This is a genomic window from Mycobacterium heckeshornense (genome assembly GCF_016592155.1).
In the GTDB taxonomy this organism is placed as follows: domain Bacteria; phylum Actinomycetota; class Actinomycetes; order Mycobacteriales; family Mycobacteriaceae; genus Mycobacterium; species Mycobacterium heckeshornense.
Genome location: NZ_AP024237.1, coordinates 4584895 through 4606282, shown reverse-complemented (window position 1 = coordinate 4606282; position 21388 = coordinate 4584895). Strand labels below are relative to the sequence as shown.

General features: G+C 64.4%; 19 protein-coding genes and 1 pseudogene. 10 read left to right on the top strand and 10 right to left on the bottom strand.

Features of this window, described 5'->3' with window-relative positions; all coding sequences use genetic code 11:
• Window positions 1-54: 54 nt before the first annotated feature.
• A complete protein-coding gene (locus MHEC_RS24580; RefSeq protein ID WP_235435027.1) occupies window positions 55-237 on the bottom strand; it encodes a hypothetical protein in 183 nt (60 codons plus the stop codon).
• 399 nt (window positions 238-636) lie between these two features.
• A complete protein-coding gene (locus MHEC_RS22235; protein ID WP_201399633.1) occupies window positions 637-780 on the bottom strand; it encodes a hypothetical protein in 144 nt (47 codons plus the stop codon).
• A 155-nt stretch (window positions 781-935) separates the two neighbouring features.
• On the opposite strand from MHEC_RS22235, the gene MHEC_RS22230 reads away from it, so the two are divergent.
• Window positions 936-2282: an IS256 family transposase gene (locus MHEC_RS22230; RefSeq protein WP_081235376.1), complete on the top strand. Its 1347-nt coding sequence runs from the start codon at window positions 936-938 to the stop codon at window positions 2280-2282.
• 196 nt (window positions 2283-2478) lie between these two features.
• Here the strand turns inward: MHEC_RS22230 and MHEC_RS22225 are convergent.
• From MHEC_RS22225 to MHEC_RS22205, 5 genes and pseudogenes are all read right to left on the bottom strand, one after another.
• Window positions 2479-2857: pseudogene (locus MHEC_RS22225) on the bottom strand (putative alpha/beta hydrolase); the annotation flags it as partial.
• Window positions 2858-2903: 46 nt separating this feature from the next.
• Window positions 2904-3392, bottom strand: coding sequence for a hypothetical protein (locus tag MHEC_RS22220; RefSeq protein WP_071700573.1), 489 nt, complete (start codon window positions 3390-3392; stop codon window positions 2904-2906).
• 112 nt (window positions 3393-3504) lie between these two features.
• Complete coding sequence (locus tag MHEC_RS22215; protein WP_048893116.1) at window positions 3505-5445, bottom strand: putative alpha/beta hydrolase; 1941 nt, start codon at window positions 5443-5445, stop codon at window positions 3505-3507.
• On the bottom strand, window positions 5427-5741 hold the full coding sequence (locus MHEC_RS22210; RefSeq protein WP_048893117.1) for a DUF2563 family protein: 315 nt from the start codon (window positions 5739-5741) through the stop codon (window positions 5427-5429). The genes MHEC_RS22215 and MHEC_RS22210 overlap by 19 nt, the downstream gene beginning before the upstream one ends.
• Window positions 5742-5819: 78 nt before the next feature.
• The gene (locus tag MHEC_RS22205) at window positions 5820-8180 is read right to left on the bottom strand and encodes an ATP-binding cassette domain-containing protein (protein WP_048893141.1); all 2361 of its coding nucleotides are present in this window, start codon (window positions 8178-8180) and stop codon (window positions 5820-5822) included.
• A 381-nt stretch (window positions 8181-8561) separates the two neighbouring features.
• Here MHEC_RS22205 and MHEC_RS22200 point away from each other — a divergent pair, with 381 nt between their 5' ends.
• Window positions 8562-9206: a L,D-transpeptidase family protein gene (locus MHEC_RS22200; RefSeq protein ID WP_275999891.1), complete on the top strand. Its 645-nt coding sequence runs from the start codon at window positions 8562-8564 to the stop codon at window positions 9204-9206.
• Here the strand turns inward: MHEC_RS22200 and MHEC_RS22195 are convergent, their stop codons facing one another.
• The gene (locus tag MHEC_RS22195) at window positions 9207-9680 is read right to left on the bottom strand and encodes a nuclear transport factor 2 family protein (RefSeq protein WP_372507358.1); all 474 of its coding nucleotides are present in this window, start codon (window positions 9678-9680) and stop codon (window positions 9207-9209) included.
• Entirely contained in the window at window positions 9680-10306 is a 627-nt protein-coding gene (locus tag MHEC_RS22190; RefSeq protein ID WP_048893120.1) for a TetR/AcrR family transcriptional regulator, read from the bottom strand. Before MHEC_RS22190 ends, MHEC_RS22195 begins: the two co-directional genes overlap by 1 nt.
• A gap of 38 nt (window positions 10307-10344) precedes the next feature.
• On the opposite strand from MHEC_RS22190, the gene MHEC_RS22185 reads away from it, so the two are divergent.
• The 6 genes from MHEC_RS22185 (at window position 10345) to MHEC_RS22160 (ending at window position 17894) form a co-directional block, all read left to right on the top strand.
• Entirely contained in the window at window positions 10345-11574 is a 1230-nt protein-coding gene (locus MHEC_RS22185; protein WP_048893121.1) for a hypothetical protein, read from the top strand.
• 156 nt (window positions 11575-11730) lie between these two features.
• Window positions 11731-13668 (top strand): Hsp70 family protein, encoded by a 1938-nt coding sequence (locus MHEC_RS22180; protein WP_048893122.1) that lies wholly within the window; start codon window positions 11731-11733, stop codon window positions 13666-13668.
• A 297-nt stretch (window positions 13669-13965) separates the two neighbouring features.
• Window positions 13966-15423 (top strand): DUF7159 family protein, encoded by a 1458-nt coding sequence (locus tag MHEC_RS22175; RefSeq protein WP_048893123.1) that lies wholly within the window; start codon window positions 13966-13968, stop codon window positions 15421-15423.
• 89 nt (window positions 15424-15512) lie between these two features.
• On the top strand, window positions 15513-15905 hold the full coding sequence (locus tag MHEC_RS22170; protein ID WP_048893124.1) for a hypothetical protein: 393 nt from the start codon (window positions 15513-15515) through the stop codon (window positions 15903-15905).
• A 144-nt stretch (window positions 15906-16049) separates the two neighbouring features.
• Window positions 16050-16877 (top strand): glycoside hydrolase family 16 protein, encoded by an 828-nt coding sequence (locus tag MHEC_RS22165; RefSeq protein WP_275999895.1) that lies wholly within the window; start codon window positions 16050-16052, stop codon window positions 16875-16877.
• Between the two features lie 174 nt (window positions 16878-17051).
• Window positions 17052-17894 carry a glycoside hydrolase family 16 protein gene (locus tag MHEC_RS22160; protein WP_048893126.1) on the top strand — a complete coding sequence of 281 codons (843 nt, stop codon included), beginning with the start codon at window positions 17052-17054 and terminating at the stop codon, window positions 17892-17894.
• An 11-nt stretch (window positions 17895-17905) separates the two neighbouring features.
• Here the strand turns inward: MHEC_RS22160 and MHEC_RS22155 are convergent, their stop codons facing one another.
• Window positions 17906-19405: a glycosyltransferase family 39 protein gene (locus MHEC_RS22155; RefSeq protein WP_142358650.1), complete on the bottom strand. Its 1500-nt coding sequence runs from the start codon at window positions 19403-19405 to the stop codon at window positions 17906-17908.
• Window positions 19406-19923: 518 nt separating this feature from the next.
• Between MHEC_RS22155 and MHEC_RS22150 the strand changes: the two genes are divergently transcribed.
• Window positions 19924-20589, top strand: a complete 666-nt coding sequence (locus MHEC_RS22150) for a hypothetical protein (protein WP_200902209.1) — start codon at window positions 19924-19926, stop codon at window positions 20587-20589.
• A 181-nt stretch (window positions 20590-20770) separates the two neighbouring features.
• Window positions 20771-21361: a hypothetical protein gene (locus MHEC_RS22145; RefSeq protein WP_201399631.1), complete on the top strand. Its 591-nt coding sequence runs from the start codon at window positions 20771-20773 to the stop codon at window positions 21359-21361.
• The last annotated feature ends 27 nt before the right edge of the window (window positions 21362-21388 follow it).

The window sequence follows — 21388 nt, the reverse complement described above, 5'->3', positions numbered from 1 at the left end:
AAGACCACGATCGGCTTCGACGGTTATTAGGGACGCTCATGCGGCTGTCATCCGTTACCGCGGTTGGAGGAGTTCGGCTTTGATATCGACTGGGAGTATCGAGTCGTCAGTGCGGTGGTCGAACATGTCGCGGCATTCGCCGTTGACATCGACCCACGCGTGGCTTTTGCGTTCGACTCCCGCAGGGAAGTGCGCCGGTAGCACGGTGAGGATGACGTTGACTTTGCCTTTGCGCAATGTTGGAGCATGAGATGTGAAATCGGAGTTGGTACTCCAGCCATTGCGGACTAGCGGCCCGATCACCGCCTGTGGGTCGGCTGACTGATTATGCGGTACGCCGGGTACCCAAAATGACACTTTCGCTACCCCCCGGAAGGGGGGGTCTCCCTGATCGTTGCACGATTCATAGCTGAACGTCGCTTCAGTCACCTCGGCACTGAGTGTAGTGACAATGTCTCGCGCAGCGTCGACGACTTGGGAGCGGGCCTGCTGCGGGGAAATGGGGTTCGACACGGCGTTAGCACACCCACTGAGTGCAAGGCCGATCAGCACCGCGGTGCCAGCAGCTCTGCCTGGCAGGATCCACACCCGTCACTTCCTTTCACCCGTCGTTGATGCCCACCGGCGGATTGCGGTTTAGCCCGTCGGCGCGCTGTGCTGGTGCCCGCTGGTTCCTGGCCGGATGGCTTCGGGGTCGACCCAATCCGGCAAGAAGTATTCGCCTCGGTGATGTGCGGTCATGCCGTCGTGCTGGAGCGCGTCGCCGTGGCCGGACACCACGTCGGCGATGCTGAACAGCGATTCGGAGCCTTTGTCGAAGTAGTGGGAATGATCCTCGAGCGGATTGGCCGGGTCGTGTCCCTCCCGCGGTGTAAAAGAATCCGGACGTAGGTTCCCTCGAAGACCGGCAAGTCTGATGGAAGGAGCCCACGTCCGTGTTGAAGAGGGTATCGCCTGTGCAGCGGTTGCAGGCAGAAATTGATGGTGTGTTCGCTGGCGGCGAGGACCTGGCGGGTGCGATCGAGGAAGTAGCCCGGCTCGGCGCCCGATTGCTGCTGCAGACCGCGATCGAGGCCGAGGTGAGCGAGTTCCTCGGCCGGGACCGCTACCAGCGAGCCGCGAGCTGCGACGACGCCCGCGCTGGGATGCGCAACGGATATTGCCCGACCACGGTGAAGACCACCGCGGGACCGGTAACGCTGGCCCGGCCGAAGGTGCGCGGCACCACCGAGCGGTTCGCCTCCCAGCTGTTCGGCAAGGGAGTGACCAAGACCAACGCCCTGGAGTCGCTGGTGATCGCCGGGTTCGTGCGCGGCCTGTCGGTCCGCGACGTGGAGGCCACTTTGGTCGAGGCGCTCGGCGAGGCCGCCGCGGTGTCGAAGTCGACGGTGTCGCGGATCTGCGAGGACATCAAGACTCAGTTCGAACAATGGAGCGCCCGCCGCCTCGACGACGTCGAGCTGGATTACCTGTTCCTCGACGGCAGCCACTTCAAATATCACGCAAACGCCGCGGCCGAGCCGGTGCTGGCCGCCTGGGGCATCGACACCGACGGCAAGCCCGTGTTCGTCGGGCTGGACGCGGCATCCTCGGAGTCCGGCGACGCGTGGGAAGGGTTCCTGTCCGGGCTCGGCGAGCGTGGGCTGGCGTGTCCGCTGCTGGTGATCAGCGACGGCGCGCCCGGGTTGATCGGTGCGGTCGAGCGCACGATGGGCACGGCGTTGCGGCAGCGCTGCCTAATTCATCGCGCCCGCAACATCATTGCCAAGGTGGCTAAAAATGCGCAGGCCGACGTCAAAGCCGATTACTGGGCGATCTTCGACCTGCCTGAGGACGTCGAACCCGGCATCGAGGCGGTCAAACTCGCCCAGAACAGGATCGACGTGTTCGCCAAGCGCTGGCGCGACTCTTACCCGGCGGCGGTGCGGGCCCTGCTCGCTGACCGTGAATCGCTGACGGTCTATCTGCGGTTTCCGCGCGAGCATTGGACCCGCGTGCGGCATTCGAACTTCATCGAGCGCACCTTCGGCGAGACCCGCCGCCGGGTCAAGGTCATCGGCAGGCTGCCCGGCGAGTACTCCTGCCTCAAACTGGTGTGGGCGGTGCTCGACCGCGCCTCGGCCGGATGGCGCGGATTCACCATGACCCCGGCCGGCCTGCGGCTGCTGGCCGACCTACGCAGATCGCTGCATGACCCACCAACCGAACTGCCGCAAAGGAATTCGGAAACAAACCCCGAAACCGGCATGGTCCCAAGTGAACCTGCCAGCGCCACCGCATAGGATCATGAACGCAAGCGAGCGGGACCTACGCCAGGCCACTTTTACACCGCTCCTGGGACGCCACCATTGGCCGAGAAACCGGGTACTTCAGCTTTGAACCGCGTTGAGCCGAAGCCATCCACGGCAGGGTCCGGCCCGAGCCCTCCCAAGGGGATACCGGTCCCCGCCATCGTCACATGACCAGGAGACCACGTAACCGGGTCGTCTGAGGCGGCTCCGACGTAGAGGTGCCCACCAGGGTTCAAGTGGAAATCCGCTGCCGAATGCGCCAGGTCTGTGCCCGGAGAGCCGACCAACACCACATCATCGGCATGCATGCCGTATGCCGCCGCTGCATCCGAGACCGTAGTTGATCCGTAGGAGTGGCCGACCACTGTCATTTGGGTTGGCGCACCTTGGTGTGTGACCGCCAGCGCGTTGTCGGCCTCGGCGGTGCACTGACCGGCACTATGAAACGCTTGCCCCAGCTCGGCGATCTGGGCCGGTCGTCCACTTTGAATGCTGGCATTGACCTGCCAGGGATCACCGCCAGCGGCCGCGATGAGTTTTCCGAGATCTATATGTTGTAGCTGCACCTACCGATCCAATGTCCAGATCCCTCGCAGGCATGCCGACCAGGGTTCAACCTTGACGAAGTTGGTCGGTGATTTCGAAGCCCATCACCGTGCCGTTCTCGCGATGCTTGGTCATGTTGCGGCACTCACCGGAAACCCGGATAACCCCCCTGCCATTGGTAGGGTTCTGAGTCATGACCGCGACCACGCCGTCTTTATTGATGACGCGTCCGTATGAATGCCACTCGGGCGGCGGACCGTTGTTCCACCCGTGGGCGGCCATCGTCGTGGCCAGCTTGTCGAAGTAAGTGGTGGGGTCGACCTCGGTCGGGTAGCCCTTGGACTGGTCCATAGGCCACTTGAAACTCATCTCTACAAGTCCGCGATAGGGCGGATCTCCTTGGTCATTGCATGACTCCCAGCGGAAACCTCCTGTGACGTCTTGAAGCCCAGCAACTTTGACGATCTGCTTTGCAGGATCGATCACCTGGGCCATGGCTTGTTGGTCCGACAGGGGATTAGCCGGGTGGTCGATGTCATGTCGGTGGGCAAACATCGCCGAACATCCTCCTATCACCAGCGGCAGGCCCCACGCCACCAGAACGAGTACTACGGACCACGATCGGCTTCGACGGCTATCAGGAAACGTCGCGTGTGCAGATTTGTGATCATTCATATGCGGGATATGCGTGGTTGTCTTTGATCGTATCGGGTGGGCGGTCGGCTTCAGGGTCGATAAACGCCGGTAGACCGGGTATTCGGAGGGGGCCGACGTGCGGCTGGTGCCTGCCTTCGGCGAGCATCCCGTCGGTTGCCAGACGCTCGGGGTGGCCGCTGGCGATGTCGGTCATGCTGCGCAACGCCTCACTGCCCATTGCGTAGTAATGCGAATGGTCGTGTTCGCTGATCCCCCCATGGCCCGGCACTTCCGCATGAAATCGGATGGAACCGAAACCGTTGCCTGCCGGATCGGTGCCTAATCCAGCATCCGGGGGGACCGGGATGTGGTAGTCCCTCAGATACTCCTTGAGGATTTCGCGCGGCAACCCGTTCGAATTGCCGATCCAGCTGACCGGGTCGCTGGATGCTGAGCCGACGTAGACGTGTCCGCCGTCGAGGTGGAAATCGGCAGCGCTATGTGCCAGGTCTGTTCCAGGACAACCGATTAGTACCGCGTCGTTGGCGTGCATGCCGCTGTGGGCGAACGCATCGGAGACGGTGGTCGATCCATAGGAGTGCCCAATGACCGTGATGTGCTCAGGGGTCAGCCCGTTGTGGGTCACCCAGAGGCCATTGACATCCTTGGCCAGCAGATCTCCGCCGGCACGTGCCAACCCGGGCTCAGTGACCCGGACGTCAGAGAAACCGTCAGGCGCGTCATAACCCATCCAGGCGATCACCGAGGTGTAGTGGTGGTCGGGATCGGCGGCCAAGGACTGGTCGTAGAGGTTGATCGCGTCGTCGTGTCCGGTCATCCACCCCTGTGCCACGCTGCTGCCCGTGCCGGGCACGATGACGGCGGTGTTGCGCGCGTAGTCCGGGTTACCGACGGCGATTGCCGCCTTGCCCTGGCCATTGAAGGCCAACGGGTCGTACTCCCACAGCATGACGGGCCTCAGGTTGTTGGGATCCGTACCAGCGTCGTACTTGAGGCCGTCCCGCGTCTTGACCGCGTTGCTGTAACGGCCGACATCTGTGGCTGTAAGCCCATAGAGTGCGGGGTTCTTGACTACGTCCTCGTTCGAAACACCGAACCGCCTGGCGACGTCCTCGACGCGATGGATGTCGTCGTTCATCACCGCTTGATTGACTGCGTCGCGCGCGATGGCAGGAATGCCATTGAGATTGCCCAACTCTGGTGGATGTTCAGCGATCAACCGGTCGCGTTCCTCGCTGAGCGAGTTCCACCACTTGTTGACATCTTCGGCGCTGGTATTTGGAGGCGGAAGGGTAGGTTCTTCTGGTTTTAGAGGCGTCTCCGGCGCGTCCAGCCCCTGGATGGCGGCCGGGCCATATCCGTCGGACCGCAGATTGGCCGACGCCCGCTGGAGATAGTCCGAGTAGCCGGCTCGGATCGACTGCAGTTGAGCCAGAGCCGATTCGGTGTCACCGATGGCTTGGTCTTCCAGCGCGGTGATGAGTTGATCGAGCTCCTGTCTTTCGGCCCCAGACAAGTGGGGGTTCTTCTCCAGATCAAGCGCCTGGCCGATCTCGTTGTCAAGCTGCTGCAACTGGCACTCCAGCGTCGAAATCAACACACCCGAAGTGCGCTGTGCCTCTGCGAGGGTGGCAGCGACGTTCTCCAAGTCGACCGCGATCTTGGGTAGTTGCGCGGCCTGCACACGCAGCGATTGGGTAACCCGCTGCACTTCAGCCGAGTCGTTGATCGGATGCTCACCGTTCTCGCGAGTCCACGACGCCTCGAAGCGGCGGCGTGCGTCCAGAAAAGCGTTCTCCGACTCCGTCGTACAGACACCGGCGTTATGAAATGCCTGCGCCAAATCCGAAATCACTGCCGGACAGCCACTTTGGAGACTGGCGTTGACTTCCCACGGGTCACCACCGGCCTCCGCGACAAGCTGCGGGACGCTTATGTATCGGAGTTGCAACGCACCGCATCCAACTTCACCGTGTTGCGTTCCTCCATATCGGTGAACGCCGTCGCAGCGGTGCGCGCTTTGTCACCGACGTCGCTGAGGACCTGTTGGTGGGCCCGCAGTTTCCTGGTGTGGTGGATATGGGCTTGGCTGACCGCTTGGTGAAACTCGTGCGCCGCCGCGAAGTCACCGAACATCCCCGCCGCCGGGGAGGCTGCGGCCAGGTGATCGGCGCCGTCGCCGGCATGCCCGCCAGCCCGGTGAGAATCATGAGCTCCCGAATACAGCAAACCCGTGTCGACGAACATGGATCACCCCTTCCGAAGCTGCGGGTAACGCTACTCCGGGTCGCCGCGCCGTCAATTCACCTCGGGCGGAACCAGGGCTTACCGAGAGTGACCGCGCGCAGGCAGCCGCAGCCGAAACCGGACGAAACCCGTGGCTGCCAGGCCCAACGCCACCAGCATTCCCATGTCCAGCAGCCAATAACGCGGCGAGTGCAGCCACAACCGGTCAGCGGGCAGGTCCATCTCGATGTGACGCAGATCCACCGTCGAGGCTGAGGCGGCGAACCCCCACCGCGCCGGCACGAGCCACGAGACCTGAGACAGCCCCATGCGACCCGTCACCGGGATCAGCCCGCCCGCCAGCACCATCGACACCATGATCGCCACCACCAGCAGCGGAAGGATCTGTTCAGTCGAGCGCGCCAGCGACGACAACACCAATCCCACCATGGCGGAGGCGATTGCCGTGGCCGCCAGCGTCAGGTAGAGCTCGGCCGTCCCATTGCCCAACAGTACCGCACCGCGGGTGGGCGCACCTTTTCCAGCTATCAAAATCGTTGTCACGACAGCGGTTTGGATCACCGCCGCAACGGTGTAGGCGAGCACCTTGGCCAGCAGATACGCCGACGCCGACAGACCCACGGCCTGTTCGCGTTTGAAGATGGTGCGTTCACCAACCAGATCGCGAATGGTCAGGGCCGTCCCCATGAACACCGCGGCAATGTTGAGCAGAATCAGGATCTCGCTGGGCTCATCGGGTTGCGATCCGCGTGGATCGGCGAAACCCAGTCCCGTATTGCCGGGAACTGCCAGCAACAGCGCGCCCAACACGAAGGGCAATGCGGCCAGGAACGCGAAATAGCCGCGATCAGCGGCGATAAGCCTAATCTGGCGGCGTGTGATCGTCGAAATCTGGCGCCACAGACTGGTATGCGGCGCAGCCCCAAGCGGAACGGTGCCGGACGTGGTCGACGGTGCCCGCGGTGGGGCGGGATGCCGCGTCAGGTATGCCCGGTGCACACCGTCCGGATCGGTGCTGACACGGGCGAAGATGTCGGCCCAATCGGTGGTTCCCATCACCTGCCTGATCTGTGCCGGCGGCTCGGCGAACGCGGTCTTGCCGCCGGGCGCCAGTAGCACGAGCTGGTCGCACATGGTGACGTAGCTCAGCGAATGGGTGACCACAATCACCACCCGGCCGGCGTCGGCGAGCCGGCGCAGCATCGTCATCACCTGCCGGTCCAATGCCGGATCCAGCCCTGAGGTCGGTTCGTCGAGAATCAGCAGCGACGGACCGGTCAACAACTCCATCGCCACCGAGGCCCGCTTGCGCTGGCCGCCGGAAAGCTTGTCCACTCGCGTCTTTCGGTGTGGTGTCAGCTCCAGCTCATCGAGGACTCGTCTGACGACCGCCCGGCGATCAGCAGGCGAGGTGTCCGGCGGCAACCGCAGTTCGGCGGCATACCCTAATGCCTGCTCGACGGTCAGTTGGCGGTGCACCACGTCGTCTTGGGGCACCATCCCGATCCGGGAGCGCATCGAGGCGTATTCGGTGTGCACGTCATGTCCGTCGAAGCTGACCACACCGGCGGTGGGCGCCATGATGCCACCAATCAGCTTGACCAGCGTCGATTTCCCGGCACCGGATGGTCCGATGACCGCCGTCAGGGTGCCGGGCCGGGCGGTGAACGAGACGTTGGTCAACAGCGTGTGCCCGTCGATGCTCAGCCCCAGCCCGTGCGCATTGAGCCCGCTGCCGCGCGCGGGGCCGCGCGGCAGCAGAGTGGTGCCCGATGCCACTAGGTCGGTGTTGCCGATGGTGACGACGTCGCCGTCGCGCAGCAATGCGCGAGTGATGCGGGTGCCGTTGACGAATGTGCCGTTGCTGCTGTTGTTGTCGCGAATTTCGACGCCGTGTGGGGTGGATAGCAGCACCGCGTGCTTACGCGATGCCAACGCGTCATTAACGACGACGTCGTTGGTGGTGGCCCGGCCGATGGTCTTGGATCCAGGCGGTGCGGCGCCAGGGCGAGGAGGCAACAAGAAACGCATTGTGTCGCCGAGTCGTTCGCGATGACGCGGCTGCGGCCGGGCCACGCGCATCGTGTTGGCGTTAGCGCTCCGAGCCGCAGTACCCGTCAAGCGATTCAGCGTGGGTGGGTTGCGCAGCTCGCGAGCCTCGGGAGAAGTCGCGACCCGAAAGGTCAGCTGCGGGCCGTGTGGGCTGCCCAGCGCGATCTTTTGACGGTCGCGGATGGCCACCATCGAGGACCGCACACCATCGACGAAAACACCGTTCTGGCTTTTGTCCACGGCAACCCATTGCGCCCCGTCGAACCGCAATATCGCGTGCATCCGCGAGATCAGCCCCAGCCCGGCACGATCGCGATCGTGCAGGCAGATATCACAGTCGCGGTCGCGACCGATGGTGATGTCGCGGTCGACGGGAAAGATATACATCGCCGATCCGAGCCAGACGGTCAGCGGCGGTGAGCTCGCCTGGCTCACCACCGCATGCGGTGAAGCGTAATTCTGCCGAAACGGTAGGCCGCCGCCCTTCGTCGGTGTCATCGGCGCTCTCAACTACCTTCGCAATGCGCTGGATGACCGGCGCGGAAGTCCACCGCTGAGTGGAATACCAACCATGGCGTTCCTAAGACGCAGGTAAAGTTCAATCGTGACAATGGGTTTCGCTGATTGGATAAAGACATCGGGGCCGATCATATAGGCCGATGCGCTAAGGAGCCGATGGTTGGAGACGGCTTGGTGACCGAATCGAGTCGAAACCTTTACTTGACCCTTGGACCCTGAGCCGCCGATCATGAAGCGGTGCGCCAAGTGATGGCTGTGCTGTCTGCTGTGCTGTGCGCAGTCGGCATCACGCTGGCGTTCGCGCCGTTGACCGCTGCGGTGGTAAACCCGTGGTTCGCGCATTCTGTCGGCAACGCCACGCAAGTGATTTCTGTTGTCGGAATTGGGGGTTCGAACGCCAAGATGGATGTCTATCAGCGCGGCGCAGCCGGCTGGCAGGCGATCGCGGCTGGCATTCCCACACACGTCGGATCGGCGGGCTTGGCACCGCAGGCCAAGAGCGGATATCCAGCCACCCCGATGGGCATCTTCACGTTGCCGTATGCCTTCGGCACCGCACCGAATCCCGGTGGCGGTCTGAAATACGTTCAGGTCGGGCCCGACCACTGGTGGAGCGGCGACGAGCGTAGCCCCACCTTCAACACGATGCAGGTCTGCCGAAAAGATCAGTGCCCGTTCAACACGGCGGCAAGCGAAAACCTCGACATCCCACAGTACAAACACGCGGTGGTGATGGGTGTCAACACCGCCCGCGTTCCCGGGAACGGTGCGGCATTCTTCTTCCACACCACTGACGGCGGGCCCACCGAGGGGTGTGTGGCCATCGATGACGACACCCTGGTGCAGATCATCCGCTGGCTTCAGCCGGGCGCGCTGATGGCGATCGGCCAATAGTTACGCAAGTGCTCGGCCAGGCTTCACTTTAAAGTCTATGCCGGTCAACGACATTGTAGCCTCGTAGGTCCGGTCGTAGCCGGTGGCGCTGATCTTCCAGCTTCCGTCGGTGCGCCGGTAGCGGTCGCGGTAGAACGCGGCTCCGATCAGCATGAAATTGAGTTCGGGAACGATCACCCGGTCTTGCAGGTACCAGATACCGGATGCCTCGTCGCCGCTGACCGTGATCTCGGGATGAGTCACCCGATGCTCGGTGATGATGCCGGAAGCCAGCGCCGAGCGCATGTAGTTCACCAGATCGGCGCGGTTGGTGAAGTGCAGCTCCTCTCCGAGCGAGGATCCGTAGTCGCCTTTGACGTCCTCGGTGAGGGTGTCGGCGAACTCGTCCCAGTGCTTGGTGTCCAGTGCCCGCAGGTAGCGGTATTTGACCTGTTTGATCGCTGCTATGTCGGCGGTGGCGTCGTCACGGCTCATCACGTCATTGGAGCACAACGGTGCAGGTAATGGGTGACCATATCGATCAGTGCGCGCCGCTCGCGCCGCCAGTCGATGGGCATTCCGGTCAGCATCTGTGCCAGCACCACGCCTCGTAGCGTGGCCCAAATCACTTCGGCAACACCGTCATTGGCCGGGTCGTCGGAGATCAGCATGCCGAGCCGGTTGATCGCGGAATTCATCTCACGCAAATGATGCCGCGAGGACTGGCCGAGGCCGCCGCGGGTGGCCCGCAGAATTTCGAAGGCCGCCATCGAGGTGGGGCTGCTATAGCACGCCCACGCCGTATCGACGACGACCTCGATGCGTCGGCGCAGCGGCAACTCGCTGACATCGGCCGACGACAGACTGCCGAGCAGCTTGGCCACCCCGTCGTCGACGACGGCCATCAGCAGACCGTTGCGGTCACCGAAGTGGTACTGGATGACTCCCCACGTCACACCGGCACGTTCGGCGACGTGTTTGGCGGTCGCGGCTTCGAAGCCCTCCTCGATGATGCAGCGCACCGTCTCGTCGATGATCTTCGCGCGGGTGTCGTCTCCGCGCTTGCGGGGCGCGCTGGTACGGCGGGTGGGAACCACTGGGCGACCTGACGCGACGGACATTATTGACTTTATAACATAGACGGCTCTATTTTTGGTGCGTGACCCGATCCCGGTATGCACGGCTGTCCCGCGAGCAGCTGGCCGATCTTGTTCCCGAGCTGCTTCTGATCGGGCACATGATTGATCGCTCCGGGATGGCTTGGTGCATTGAGGCTTTCGGCCGCGAGGAGATGCTGCAGATCGCCATCGAGGAGTGGGCGGGCGCGAGCCCGATTTACACCAAACGCATGCAGCGGGCGCTGAATTACGAGGGCGATGACGTGCCGACCATCTTCAAGGGGCTTCAACTTGATATCGGCGCACCGCCGCAGTTCATGGATTTCCGCTACACCGTGCACGACCGTTGGCATGGTGAATTTCACCTCGACCACTGCGGCGCGCTGCTCGACGTGGAGCCGATGGGTGACGAGTACGTCTTCGGCATGTGTCACACCATCGAGGACCCGACGTTCGACGCCACCGCGGTGGCAACCAACCCGCGGGCGCGGATGCGTCCCATCCACCGGCCACCCCGGGTGCCGTCGGATCGGCATCCGCACTGCGCCTGGACGGTGATCATCGACGAGTCGCACCCGCCGGCCGAGGGTATCCCCGCGCTCGACATGGTTGGCCGGACCCGAGCGGCGAGCTGGGAACTTGGTGCGATCGATCGATCCCAGGAGGGCCTGGCCGACTACTCCGGGCCGCTGGTTTCCGACCTCGACTTCGGCGCGTTCTCGCATTCGGCGCTGGTGCGCATCGCCGACGAGGTGTGTTTGCAGATGCATTTGCTGTACTTGTCATTCGCGATGGCGGTTCGCAAACGCGCCGGGGCTGACGGCGAACTGGCCACCTCGGTGTGCACCCGGCAGCTCACCGGCGTCGCGGGGCTTGGCGCCCAACGCATTCATCGGGCGTTGTCGTTGCCGGGTGGTGTCGAGGGCGTCTTGAGGGTCCTGGAATTGCATCCGCTGTTCAACCCTGCCGGGTACGTCGCTGCTGACATCGCCGACGAGCGGCTAATCGTGCATCGCTCACCGGCTCACGACGACGGCGCCTGGATTTCGTTGTGTGCACCAGATTCCACGCTGCCATTGCAGTCGATCGCCACCGCGGTAGACCCGCATGTCCAGCCTCGCGTCGCTGGAACGACTAGCGACTGGGCGGCCGAGTTCATCGAAACCGACACCGCTGCCGCCGAATTGCCCGAGGTGTCGGTGGCCAAGCTCAGTCGCGGATCGACATTTCGGTTCCAGCCGAGACGATCGTTGCCGCTCACCGTGGTGTGAGCCCTGGGCGACCCTGTCAAGATGCTTGAGGTCTCGCTTCGGTGACACAACAGCATCGAGCGCATACCAATGAGGTTGCCGCAGATCCGCATCGGCACGGACTGTGGCTATGGTTGACGCTGGCCACCGACGGTTATCGACGAAAGTATTCGCTTTATGTACGACCCACTGGGGTTGTCGATCGGGACCACCAACCTAGTCGCGGCGCGTAACGGCACTCCACCCGTCACGCGTCGCGCCATGTTGACCCTCTACCCGCACCGCGCACCTGAACTCGGTGTCCCCGTGGAGGATTCGAATTTCTCCGAAAAAGGGATCCTGATGGCCGGTTTCGTGGAAAGGGTCGGTGAGGCCAAGACACTGGCATCAGGCACCGGCTCGACACACGACCCGGCCCTATTGCTGGTCGAAGCACTCGACGCGCTGATTGGCACGATAGGCGCCGACCCCGCGGCCGCAGATATCGCGATTGCCGCACCCGCGCACTGGGAAATCGATGCGCTGCGAGCGCTGCAGGATGCACTAAGCACGCATGCGGGTTTCGTCCGAATTGGGGTAGCCCCGCGTCTTGTCTCCGATGCGATGGCGGCGTTGACGGCGTTGAACTCGCAGGCGCGGTTGCCGGCCGACGGTGTGGTCGCTTTGTTCGATTTCGGTGGTGGCGGCACCAGCATCACGTTGGCTGACGCCGCGTCCGGGTTCACGCCGATCGCCAAAACGCTTCGCCATTCCGGATTCTCCGGCGACACCATTGACCAGGCGCTGCTGATGCATGCACTGGACGGCATCGGCCATAGCGCTCAGGCCGATCCCGCCAGCACCGCTGCGGTCGCAGACCTGACTGGGCTCCTCGAGGAATGCCGCCGCGCCAAGGAGCGGTTGTCCACCGAGCCGGCGACCGAACTAGCGGTCGACGTTCCAGGCAAAAACGGTCGAATCCGGGTCAGACGATCCGATCTGGAGAGTTTGATACACGATCGACTCAACGGTGTGTTCTGCGCATTCGACGACATGCTGGCGCGCACCAAGATCGGCCGCACCGGCCTCGCCGCGGTGGCGATGGCCGGTGGTTCAGCCAGAATACCGATTGTGGCAGAACGCCTTTCGTCTCACACGAAGCTTCCGGTCGTGACCGCTTTGCAACCCGAACTCGCCGCTGCGGTCGGAGCCATGATGCTCGCGGCGCAACCCCGAGCCGAGGCGGTCGATGAGAAGCTCGAAGCGCCGACGGCGATCGCAGCAATGGCTGGTGCGGTCACCGGCAGCATGCGTTCGTCGACCGGCGGGTTCACCTCGCCTCCGGACAATTTGAACACGGTAGAGGGCGGGGTCAGCACGCTAGAGGACACATTCGGGTTGTCTACCGGTGGTTTCGGCGCGATCAACGGCGATGTGCTTGCCGGTGACGACGCCACGCCGCGACAGCTGGCCTGGTCGGAGGCCGACGACACCGGCAACGAACCGGTGCCGTTTACCGGCTCGTTTTACAGCTTCTACGACGACGATGGCCGCGCCACGCCGTCGCAGCTGCTGCCGACCATTAAACCGCCGGTCGAGCGACAGCGGCGAAACCGCCTGCCGCAGTTGCTCGTCGGGCTCGCGGGTCTGGTCTCGATGACCGCGATCGGCGGGGTGGCGTTGTCGTTGACGAGCACGACCGAACGACAGGTGCCTCCCGCGTCGCCGAGCCCGACGACTGTGGCGCCGCTGCCCGCACTCAGCTCCCCGCCGCCGTCACCGAGTCTCGCGCCCCCGCCGCCGAGCGCGGTGCCGCCACCGAGCAGCGTTGAAGAGCCACCGCCCCCTCCGCCGTCTTCCGAACCGCCACCGCCGCCGCCGCCGGTGACGACGACATACCGCGCGGCGCCGACGACCACGACCCAGCCGACCACGACGACTACGACCACCACGACCACGACGACGACGACCACCACGCCGTCGCCCACCACGACGACGACCACCACCACGACGGTGCCCATGACCACCGAGTGGTTGACGGTGCCGTTGGTGCCCGTCCCCATACCCATTCAGGTTCCGCAGTCTCAGGCGCCGAACCCCCCGCAGAACCCCTTTGTGAATCCCGGCGGTTACTGACCGCAAAACTGCCCGACCGGGACCGCCCAGGCCGCAACGCGGCTGGGGCGGCACAGCTATGTCGGCCGATCCATCTCGCTGTCCGGGTCCCTGTCCGCACGTCTGCGGGTAGGGTTGAACTACCCAGGTCGGCGGGGTCCATCGGGTGCCGCTGCCGTCTCACTTCGACAAGAACTTCATAGGTCCAGCTAATCGGGTGTAACGCCGCATCCGGATGCGGCGACGAAGTTTGCAGATGGCGGCCCGCGCGGTGCACTCCTCCGCCAGACCGTGGCAGCAAAGTACTTTGGAGGAGTTGTGGACATCGTACTCGGGGTGTCGACGGCACCCACTACGGTCCGCATGGTGCTGGTCGAGGGCGAAAACGCGGACGGCGTCACCGTCGACGAAGACCACTTCGAGGTGACGGTCGACGGCGAGTCGGCAAGCGCAGCGGTGGCGGATCAGGTGATCGCAGCAATCCTGGGCACCCGCGAAGCCGCGCTGGAGGCCGGCTATCGGTTGACGTCGACCGGCGTGACGTGGACCGACGCCGAAGACGCTCCCGTGTTGCGCGATGCCCTGGATAGCCGGCAAATCGACGGAGTGATGCTGGTCGGTCCGTTGCTGGCTGCCGCGGCCCTCGCGCAGACGGTCGGCACCGCACTGGGCTACCAGCACATCGCGTTGCTGTTCGCCGAGCCGCGAAGTGCCACCTTGGCCGTCGTCAACTGCACCGATGGCTCGATCGTTGACTTGCATCGACGGCTCGTGAACACGGTCTGGGGCGAAGGCGACACGGCCGAGCTGGCGGCCGACGCGGCGGAGCTGACGTCGATGGTGTCTGGCCTGGAGTCGCTGGGACCTCGCCCGGAGGGTGTGTTCATCGTTGGCTGCGGCGTCGACGTCGTGCCCATCAAGCCCCGCCTGGAGGAGGCGACGACTCTTCCCGTGAGCGCGCCCGAGGAGCCGGACACGGCCTTGGCCCGGGGGGCGGCGTTAGCGTCGGCGAACGCCCCACTGTTCGCCTCGTCGACCGCGGCTTTGGCCTACGCGCAAGATCCGGGCACCGGTGAGGTCGATCAGTACGCGGTCGCCCCGACCTACCTCGACGTTTCCGGGCAAGCCGGCCCCGCCAGCGGGGCGCTGGCGTATAGCGCGCTGCCCGAAGACACCGACGAGCAGACTCCGCGGCGGCACCGGCCGATCCTGCTGGTCGGCAGTGCGGCGGCCGCGGCGTTCCTCATTGGCGTTGTGGCGCTGGTCGTTTCGCTGGTCGTCGACGTGCGGCCGACGGTGAGTCAGCGACCGCAGCCTGGCGGGGGCGTGGTCATCCCGACCGAACAGGCACCCGCGCCGCCGACCGCGCAACCGCCGGCCCCGGCCGCCTCTGCGCCGCCGGCTGCACCGCCACCGGTCGCGTCGCCTGCGCCGCCCGCCGCGCCTGCCCCACCGACCGCAGCACCGTCCCCGCCGCCCGAAACGATCCCGGAGCCGGCACCGGTCGTGGCTCCGCACCCCGCCCCGGTGCATCGGACTCCGGCACCTCAAGCACCGGCCTATGTGGCGCCCGCCGCCCCGGCACCGCAGCCCGCCCCGGAAGCGCCGCCTGCACCGCCGGCCGCGCCACCGGCCGCGCCGCCGCCACCACCTCCGGCCGCGCCGCCACCTCCGGCGCCTGCCATGCCGCCGATGACGATGTATCTGCGACTGCCGTTCGTCACCGTGCCGATCCCGATCAACCCGCCCCCGCCGGCACCGCCGCCGGGACCGTAGGGGACATCCCCCGTCCGCAACTGGACGTGGCGCGACTTCGTGTGCTGCGCGCACACTGAAGGTGGCCGGTGCGGCAGAAGGGTTGTGTGATGCGCGACGACGGTGCGTTCGGATTCGATCCCGAAGATTTCGATCGGGTAATCCGCGAGGCGGGCGAAGGACTTCGTGACCTGTTCGAGCGGATCGGCCGATTCTTGACCGGACCCGGCGAACGGGCGGGATGGTCGGCGTTTTTCGAGGACATGGCGCGGCGCTCGCGACCCGAGCCGGAAACGACGGGCGAAACCGGCGACGGGGTGTGGGTGATCTACACCGTGGGAGACGACGGCGGCGCCCACGTCGAGGAGGTGTACGCGACCGAGCTCGATGCGCTGCGCGCCAACAAAAACAACACCGACCCGGCCCGCAAGGTCCGGTTCCTGCCGTACGGCATTGCGGTCAGCGTCCTCGACGATCCAGACGAGACGGAAGGGACGTCGTAACGGTGTCGCACGGCTGTCGCCCGTGGCTGCGGTCCTGACCTGCGAAACGGTCCCTCGGCGCGGACCCAGCGGCGGGCCAGTCTGCGCGCCCCCACGGCGCATGGTTTCATTCGAGCTGTGGCTGAGTTGAATCGTCGCAGTCTGATGCTGATGGCGGGGGTCGGTGTGCTGGCTGCCGGGGTGCCCGTGCCATCTGCCGGGGCGTCGGCATCCGGACACGGCGCACCGGCGAACCGGGTGCCACCCCCGGCAGCACCGCCCGGCAACGCCGCGGCGGGCAGTTACCTGTTCCACGACGAATTCGATGGCCCCGCGGGTTCGGCCCCTGACCGGTCCAAGTGGACGGTTGCGCGTGCCCGCGAGTCGATGAAGGATCCGACGTTTTGGGAGAGGCCGGAGAACGTCGGGCAATACCGTGACGATCGCAGAAATGTGTTTCTCGACGGCAAATCCAATCTCGTGATCCGTGCCGCAAAAGACGGAAACACCTACTACAGCGGTAAAATCCAAAGCCCGTGGCGGGGTGGCATCGGTCATACCTGGGAAGCGCGGGTAAAACTGGACTGTCTCACTGCGGGTTGCTGGCCGGCCTTCTGGTTGGGTAATGACGATCGGGGCGAAATCGACGTGTTCGAATGGTATGGCAACGGCAACTGGCCTTCGGCAACCACGGTGCACACCAAAGCAAACGGCTCCGAATGGGCGACGCACAAGATAGCGATCGACACCGGATGGCACACCTGGCGCTGCCAGTGGGATGAGGCCGGTATCCGCTTCTGGAAAGACTACGTGGACGGTGCACCACCGTACTTTGAAGTTCCGGCGAAATCACTTGCCGATTGGCCGTTCAATGACCCTGGCTACCAGGTATATCCGGTATTGAACCTGGCCGTTGCCGGCTCGGGTGGCGGCGATCCGCGGCCGGGTACCTATCCGGCCGACATGCTGATCGACTGGGTCCGGGTGTGGTGAACAGCCGCATGCGGTCCGGTGGCATCGGCGATGTGCGGGGTAGGCGCATATCCGGAATTCGTCACGGCGCCACGGAGTCAAATGGATCGATTCCAGCACCGTTTGCAAACGTTGAGCTCACAGCGTTTTGCGTCCGATCTGATTTTCAGCTTGTAACGATTGGTGGTTTGTGAAATGGATCGTCGCAGCATGTTGTTGATGACGGGGATTGGCGCGCTCGTGGCGGCGATGCGCTTGCCCCAGGCGTGGGCTCACCCATCTTCTCCCAACGCACCTGCTCCGGTACCGCCGCCAGCCGCGCCGGCTGGCTCCGCCGGCGGGAAATATATTTTCTCAGACGAGTTCGACGGCCCGGCGGGCTCGGGTCCCGATCCGGCCAAGTGGACGGTGCAGACCTGGCAGGACGACGTGTTCCCGCCGGTCGAGGGAATCTACCGCGCCCAAAACGTGTTTCTCGACGGCAATTCCAATCTCGTGTTACAAGCCACCCGAGAGGGCGACCAGTATTACAGCGGCAAAGTGCGAGGCAACTGGCGTGGCCCCATCGGTCACACGTGGGAAGCCCGCATCAAGCTCGACTGTTTGTATCCCGGCCTCTGGCCGTCGTTCTGGACTGTTCAAGAGGATCCTCTGCCGGATGGGGAGGTCGACATTTTCGAGTGGTACGGCAACGGCGAATGGCCTCCGGGAACCACCGTTCATGCGGCATCCAACGGGAAAACGTGGGAAGGCAAATCGATTCCCGGCTTAGTGGACGGCGGCTGGCACACCTGGCAAATGGGATGGTATGAGGATGGTTTCCATTTCTCGCGAGACGGGGTGCCTTACTTCAGTGTGCCGCCCAAGCCCATCCACGTCTACGGCGGCCCTCCTGACGACATGCGGTGGCCGTTCAACAACCCCGGTTACTGGATGACACCTATGTTTACTCTTGCTGTCGGTGGAGTGGGTGCCGGCGATCCTGCGCTTGGCACCTTCCCGGCGCAAATGCTCATCGACTACATCCGCGTCTGGTAAGCTCCTGCGGCTCAAGGTCGTTTCAGCCTAATAACGTTGCTGCGGTGCAGAATCCACTGGTGATCCACCGTGAAGCCCTGCTGCTCGGCTACATTCACGGCAGGTGATGGTGTCGAGCGGTCAATCACGGCCCACAACACCGTGCAACGCGCCAGCCGGGGCTTAACCGCGTCACTATCGAGCGGAAGGTCCTGGGTCCACAGCTGGGCGGCATAGGAACCTGGGGTGCCGGCCGCCACATCGTCGAGGTGCCTGAACGCATCAGGGCGGGCAGCGGCCGCCGCGCGCAGCGGTTCATGGTTTGCAGCGGCGAACACGACGCAGTCATGGGGTCGGGAATTTGTTTTGATGACAGTGGCGATTTCGGAATAGTCAGCGCCGCCGGGCTTTCCGTACTTACTGCGCTGGGTCAGGAACGCGGTGCTTGAACTGAGCGCGAGAAGCACCAGAAGCGCGATCAGGGCGCGCGATCGCTGCCTCGCGATCGCCGCGATGCACACCCCCAACAGCAAGCCGACGCCGGGTGCGGTGTAGGTCAAATATCTGGGTGAGTAGATGTTGCTTCCGAGGACCGAGTATCCGACTAACATGCCGGTCGGTACGACAACCCACGGCAGTGCTACCACAAGCGCGCCACCGCCAGTCTTTCGGGTAATGAGAAGGACCGACCCCCAGAGCAACACAACCACGGCCGCGCACATGAAAAGACGTGAACCGACAAGCCATTGCTGCCACACCACCCCGCTGATGTAGCGACCCTCACCGATCCACCACAGCTGGGTGTGACGTTGACCGGCGGCCAGTGCGATCAACGGTGAAGCCAAGACAAGTCCGGATGAGACCGCGATGCTAAAGGGCAACAGCTGCCACCACTTTCGCATCAGTATGAGCGTGATGGCGTGGGCCATCACCAACAGGATCAGATAAACGTAGGTGACGGTGGCCAGCGCGAGCGTCAGAGCATACAAAGCCCAGAGCGCACATCCGCGCCGAGCGGCGGCGATGAGGAGCACCACTGTCAACCACACCGCGATGGCGGTGGTCAACGCATAGGAGCGGGCCTCCACCGCCGACCACAGCGTGCGCGGCAACACGGTAAACGACACCGCCGCGCCCCATGCCGTGGGACGATCGGCGACCAGCCTGCCCAGCACGATCAGTCCGGCAGCGGCGATGCCGACCGCCGCCGCACTGGGCAGTCGCGCGGTGAACTCGTTGATCGGCACCCACGACAACCACGCATGCATCGTCAGGTAGTAGAGGCCATGGACGGCATCGAAATTCAGCAGCAACCGTAGGATGTCGATCTCCGACCGGTTGGCGGCGGCGATGGTGGCAGCCTCGTCGAACCAAAACGACGGCCGCCACGACAGCGCCATGCCGACGAGCGTGGCCGCGACCCCGGCCAGCCATGGATCGGCACGATCAGGAATGCGGTACCACCGGATCGACCTGCTGCGGGCATGACCGATGGTTGCGGAGCCGTCAGGGGCCTCCGGTGGATCGTTCATGCGTGGAATGGTGTCATTTGCATCGGATACCTGGCGCCCGCCCCGCCACGTCGACTCGGTCGGTTCCACTCGTCCGAAGCAAACCGGCACGACTCTCGCCAACGAGGCGTGACTTTCCGTGCCTTCGATCGATACGAATATGCTGCGGTACGGCATCGACTTTGCGTCACCACGGTGTCGACGAGTTCGCTACGTCCACGGCGTGCTTACGGCGCAACGTGTGCAGCAACGACGATGCCGTGCAGGTTCTCGGGGGCAGAAGGCGAGTTTATCCGCAGGTGGCGTTGCGCTACACAGGGATTCATCGCAGCGTACTCGCGTCGCAAACATGTGGTGGGTGACTCGACACCCGGTCGAGCCCTGGCAAGCCCGTCGAGCCCGCCGCTGTCGAGCAGGCCGGTGACTTTGTACTCATGTTAAGTAGCTGGTACGTATAGGCGACCTCCGTAAGCCAGCTGTCATGGCCGGTTCGTTATGATTCCGTGACCCTTCCTGTATTTGCTCGTGAGGTGGTTTTCGTGGGACGACATCGGCTGGCTAGTCAAAGACCAAGGTCGTCGATGATCGTGGCCGCCATGGGTGGCCCTGTCGCAGCCGTATTCTTCACCGTCAGCGGAAGCGGCCATCCGCTCCGAGCTGGCGGCGAGGCCGAGCCGACCGGCGACGGCCGTGGCACGTGCTGCCTGCAGGTCGTGGCGGCAACACCGGGCCCGGTGTCGTCGGCTCGCCGCAAAGAACAGACCGGGCCCGGCGAGTTGATGCCGGCATCGAGGTTGCGGGTGGTCCGCGAGCATGCCCCGCAGTTGCTGCCCCCCGGCAAAGCTCCGGAGCGGGGCCTGCAGGTCAAGACCATCCTGGTGGAGCGCAGCATCAGCGCGATCTTTCCCGAGATTCAAAGCATCGGCGGTGTTCGGCCGGATGCGCTGAGGTGGCATCCTAACGGCTTGGCGCTCGACGTCATGATCCCCAACCCCGGCAGCGCCGAGGGAATCGCGCTGGGCAACCAGATCGTCGCATTCGTCCTCCAGAACGCTGGTCGCTTCGGGATACAAGACGCGATCTGGCGCGGCGTCTACTACACACCTGCCGGTCCGCAAGGTTTTGGGTACGGTCACTACGACCACGTCCACGTCACGACGACCGGCGGCGGATATCCGACCGGTGATGAGGTCTACATCCGCTGAAGCGGAGGGCAGCGTTACGTCGCCGAACATCACCGTTTGGAAACGACCCGGTGCGCCGCTTCTGGTGTTTCACATCGGCTGCTCACAATTAGCCAGTCGTCTAACACGACATCGGTACGGCTATGCGGTTTCGCAGCGCGTATTGATTGCGGAACGTGTGAGCGCAAAGGAGTTGACGGTGATGACGAGCTTTCATCGCTTCAACATGAAAGTCGTTGCCGGCGCTGGGTTGTGCGGGGCCGCTATAGCCTTAGCTCCGGATACGGCAGCCGCCCCGCTGATCACGGGCGGATATGCGTGCATCCAGGGCCAGGCGGGCGAAACTGCACCGTCGGCAGCCGCCGGCGGAGCGGCAGCGGCCGCGTGTAGTCCGGCCAGCGCACCGCTAACCGACATGGCCGGCGCGGCCTTGGCCGCACCCGGGCCGGTGGCTGCGCCGGCAGGTGCGCCCGTGCCGGTGGGTGCGCCCGTGCCGGTGGGTGCTCCGGTGGGTGCGCCCGTGCCGGTGGGTGCTCCGGTGGGTGCGCCCGTGCCGGTGGGTGCTCCGGTGGGTGCGCCCGTGCCGGTGGGTGCTCCGGTGCCGGTGGGTGCTCCGGTGGGTGCGCCGGTGCCGCTGGGTGCTCCGGTGGGTGCTCCGGTGGGTGCTCCGGTGCCGGTGGGTGCTCCCCTCATTGACCTATCGGGCAGCTACGGGGGTAAAGGTCAGTCCACTGGTGCTGCACCGGCTAGCGGCCCGGTGCCCGGCCAGCCAGTTTTGCCCGGTCCTTCGTAGGCCGCGACTGCCCCGCGCGACTGAGCC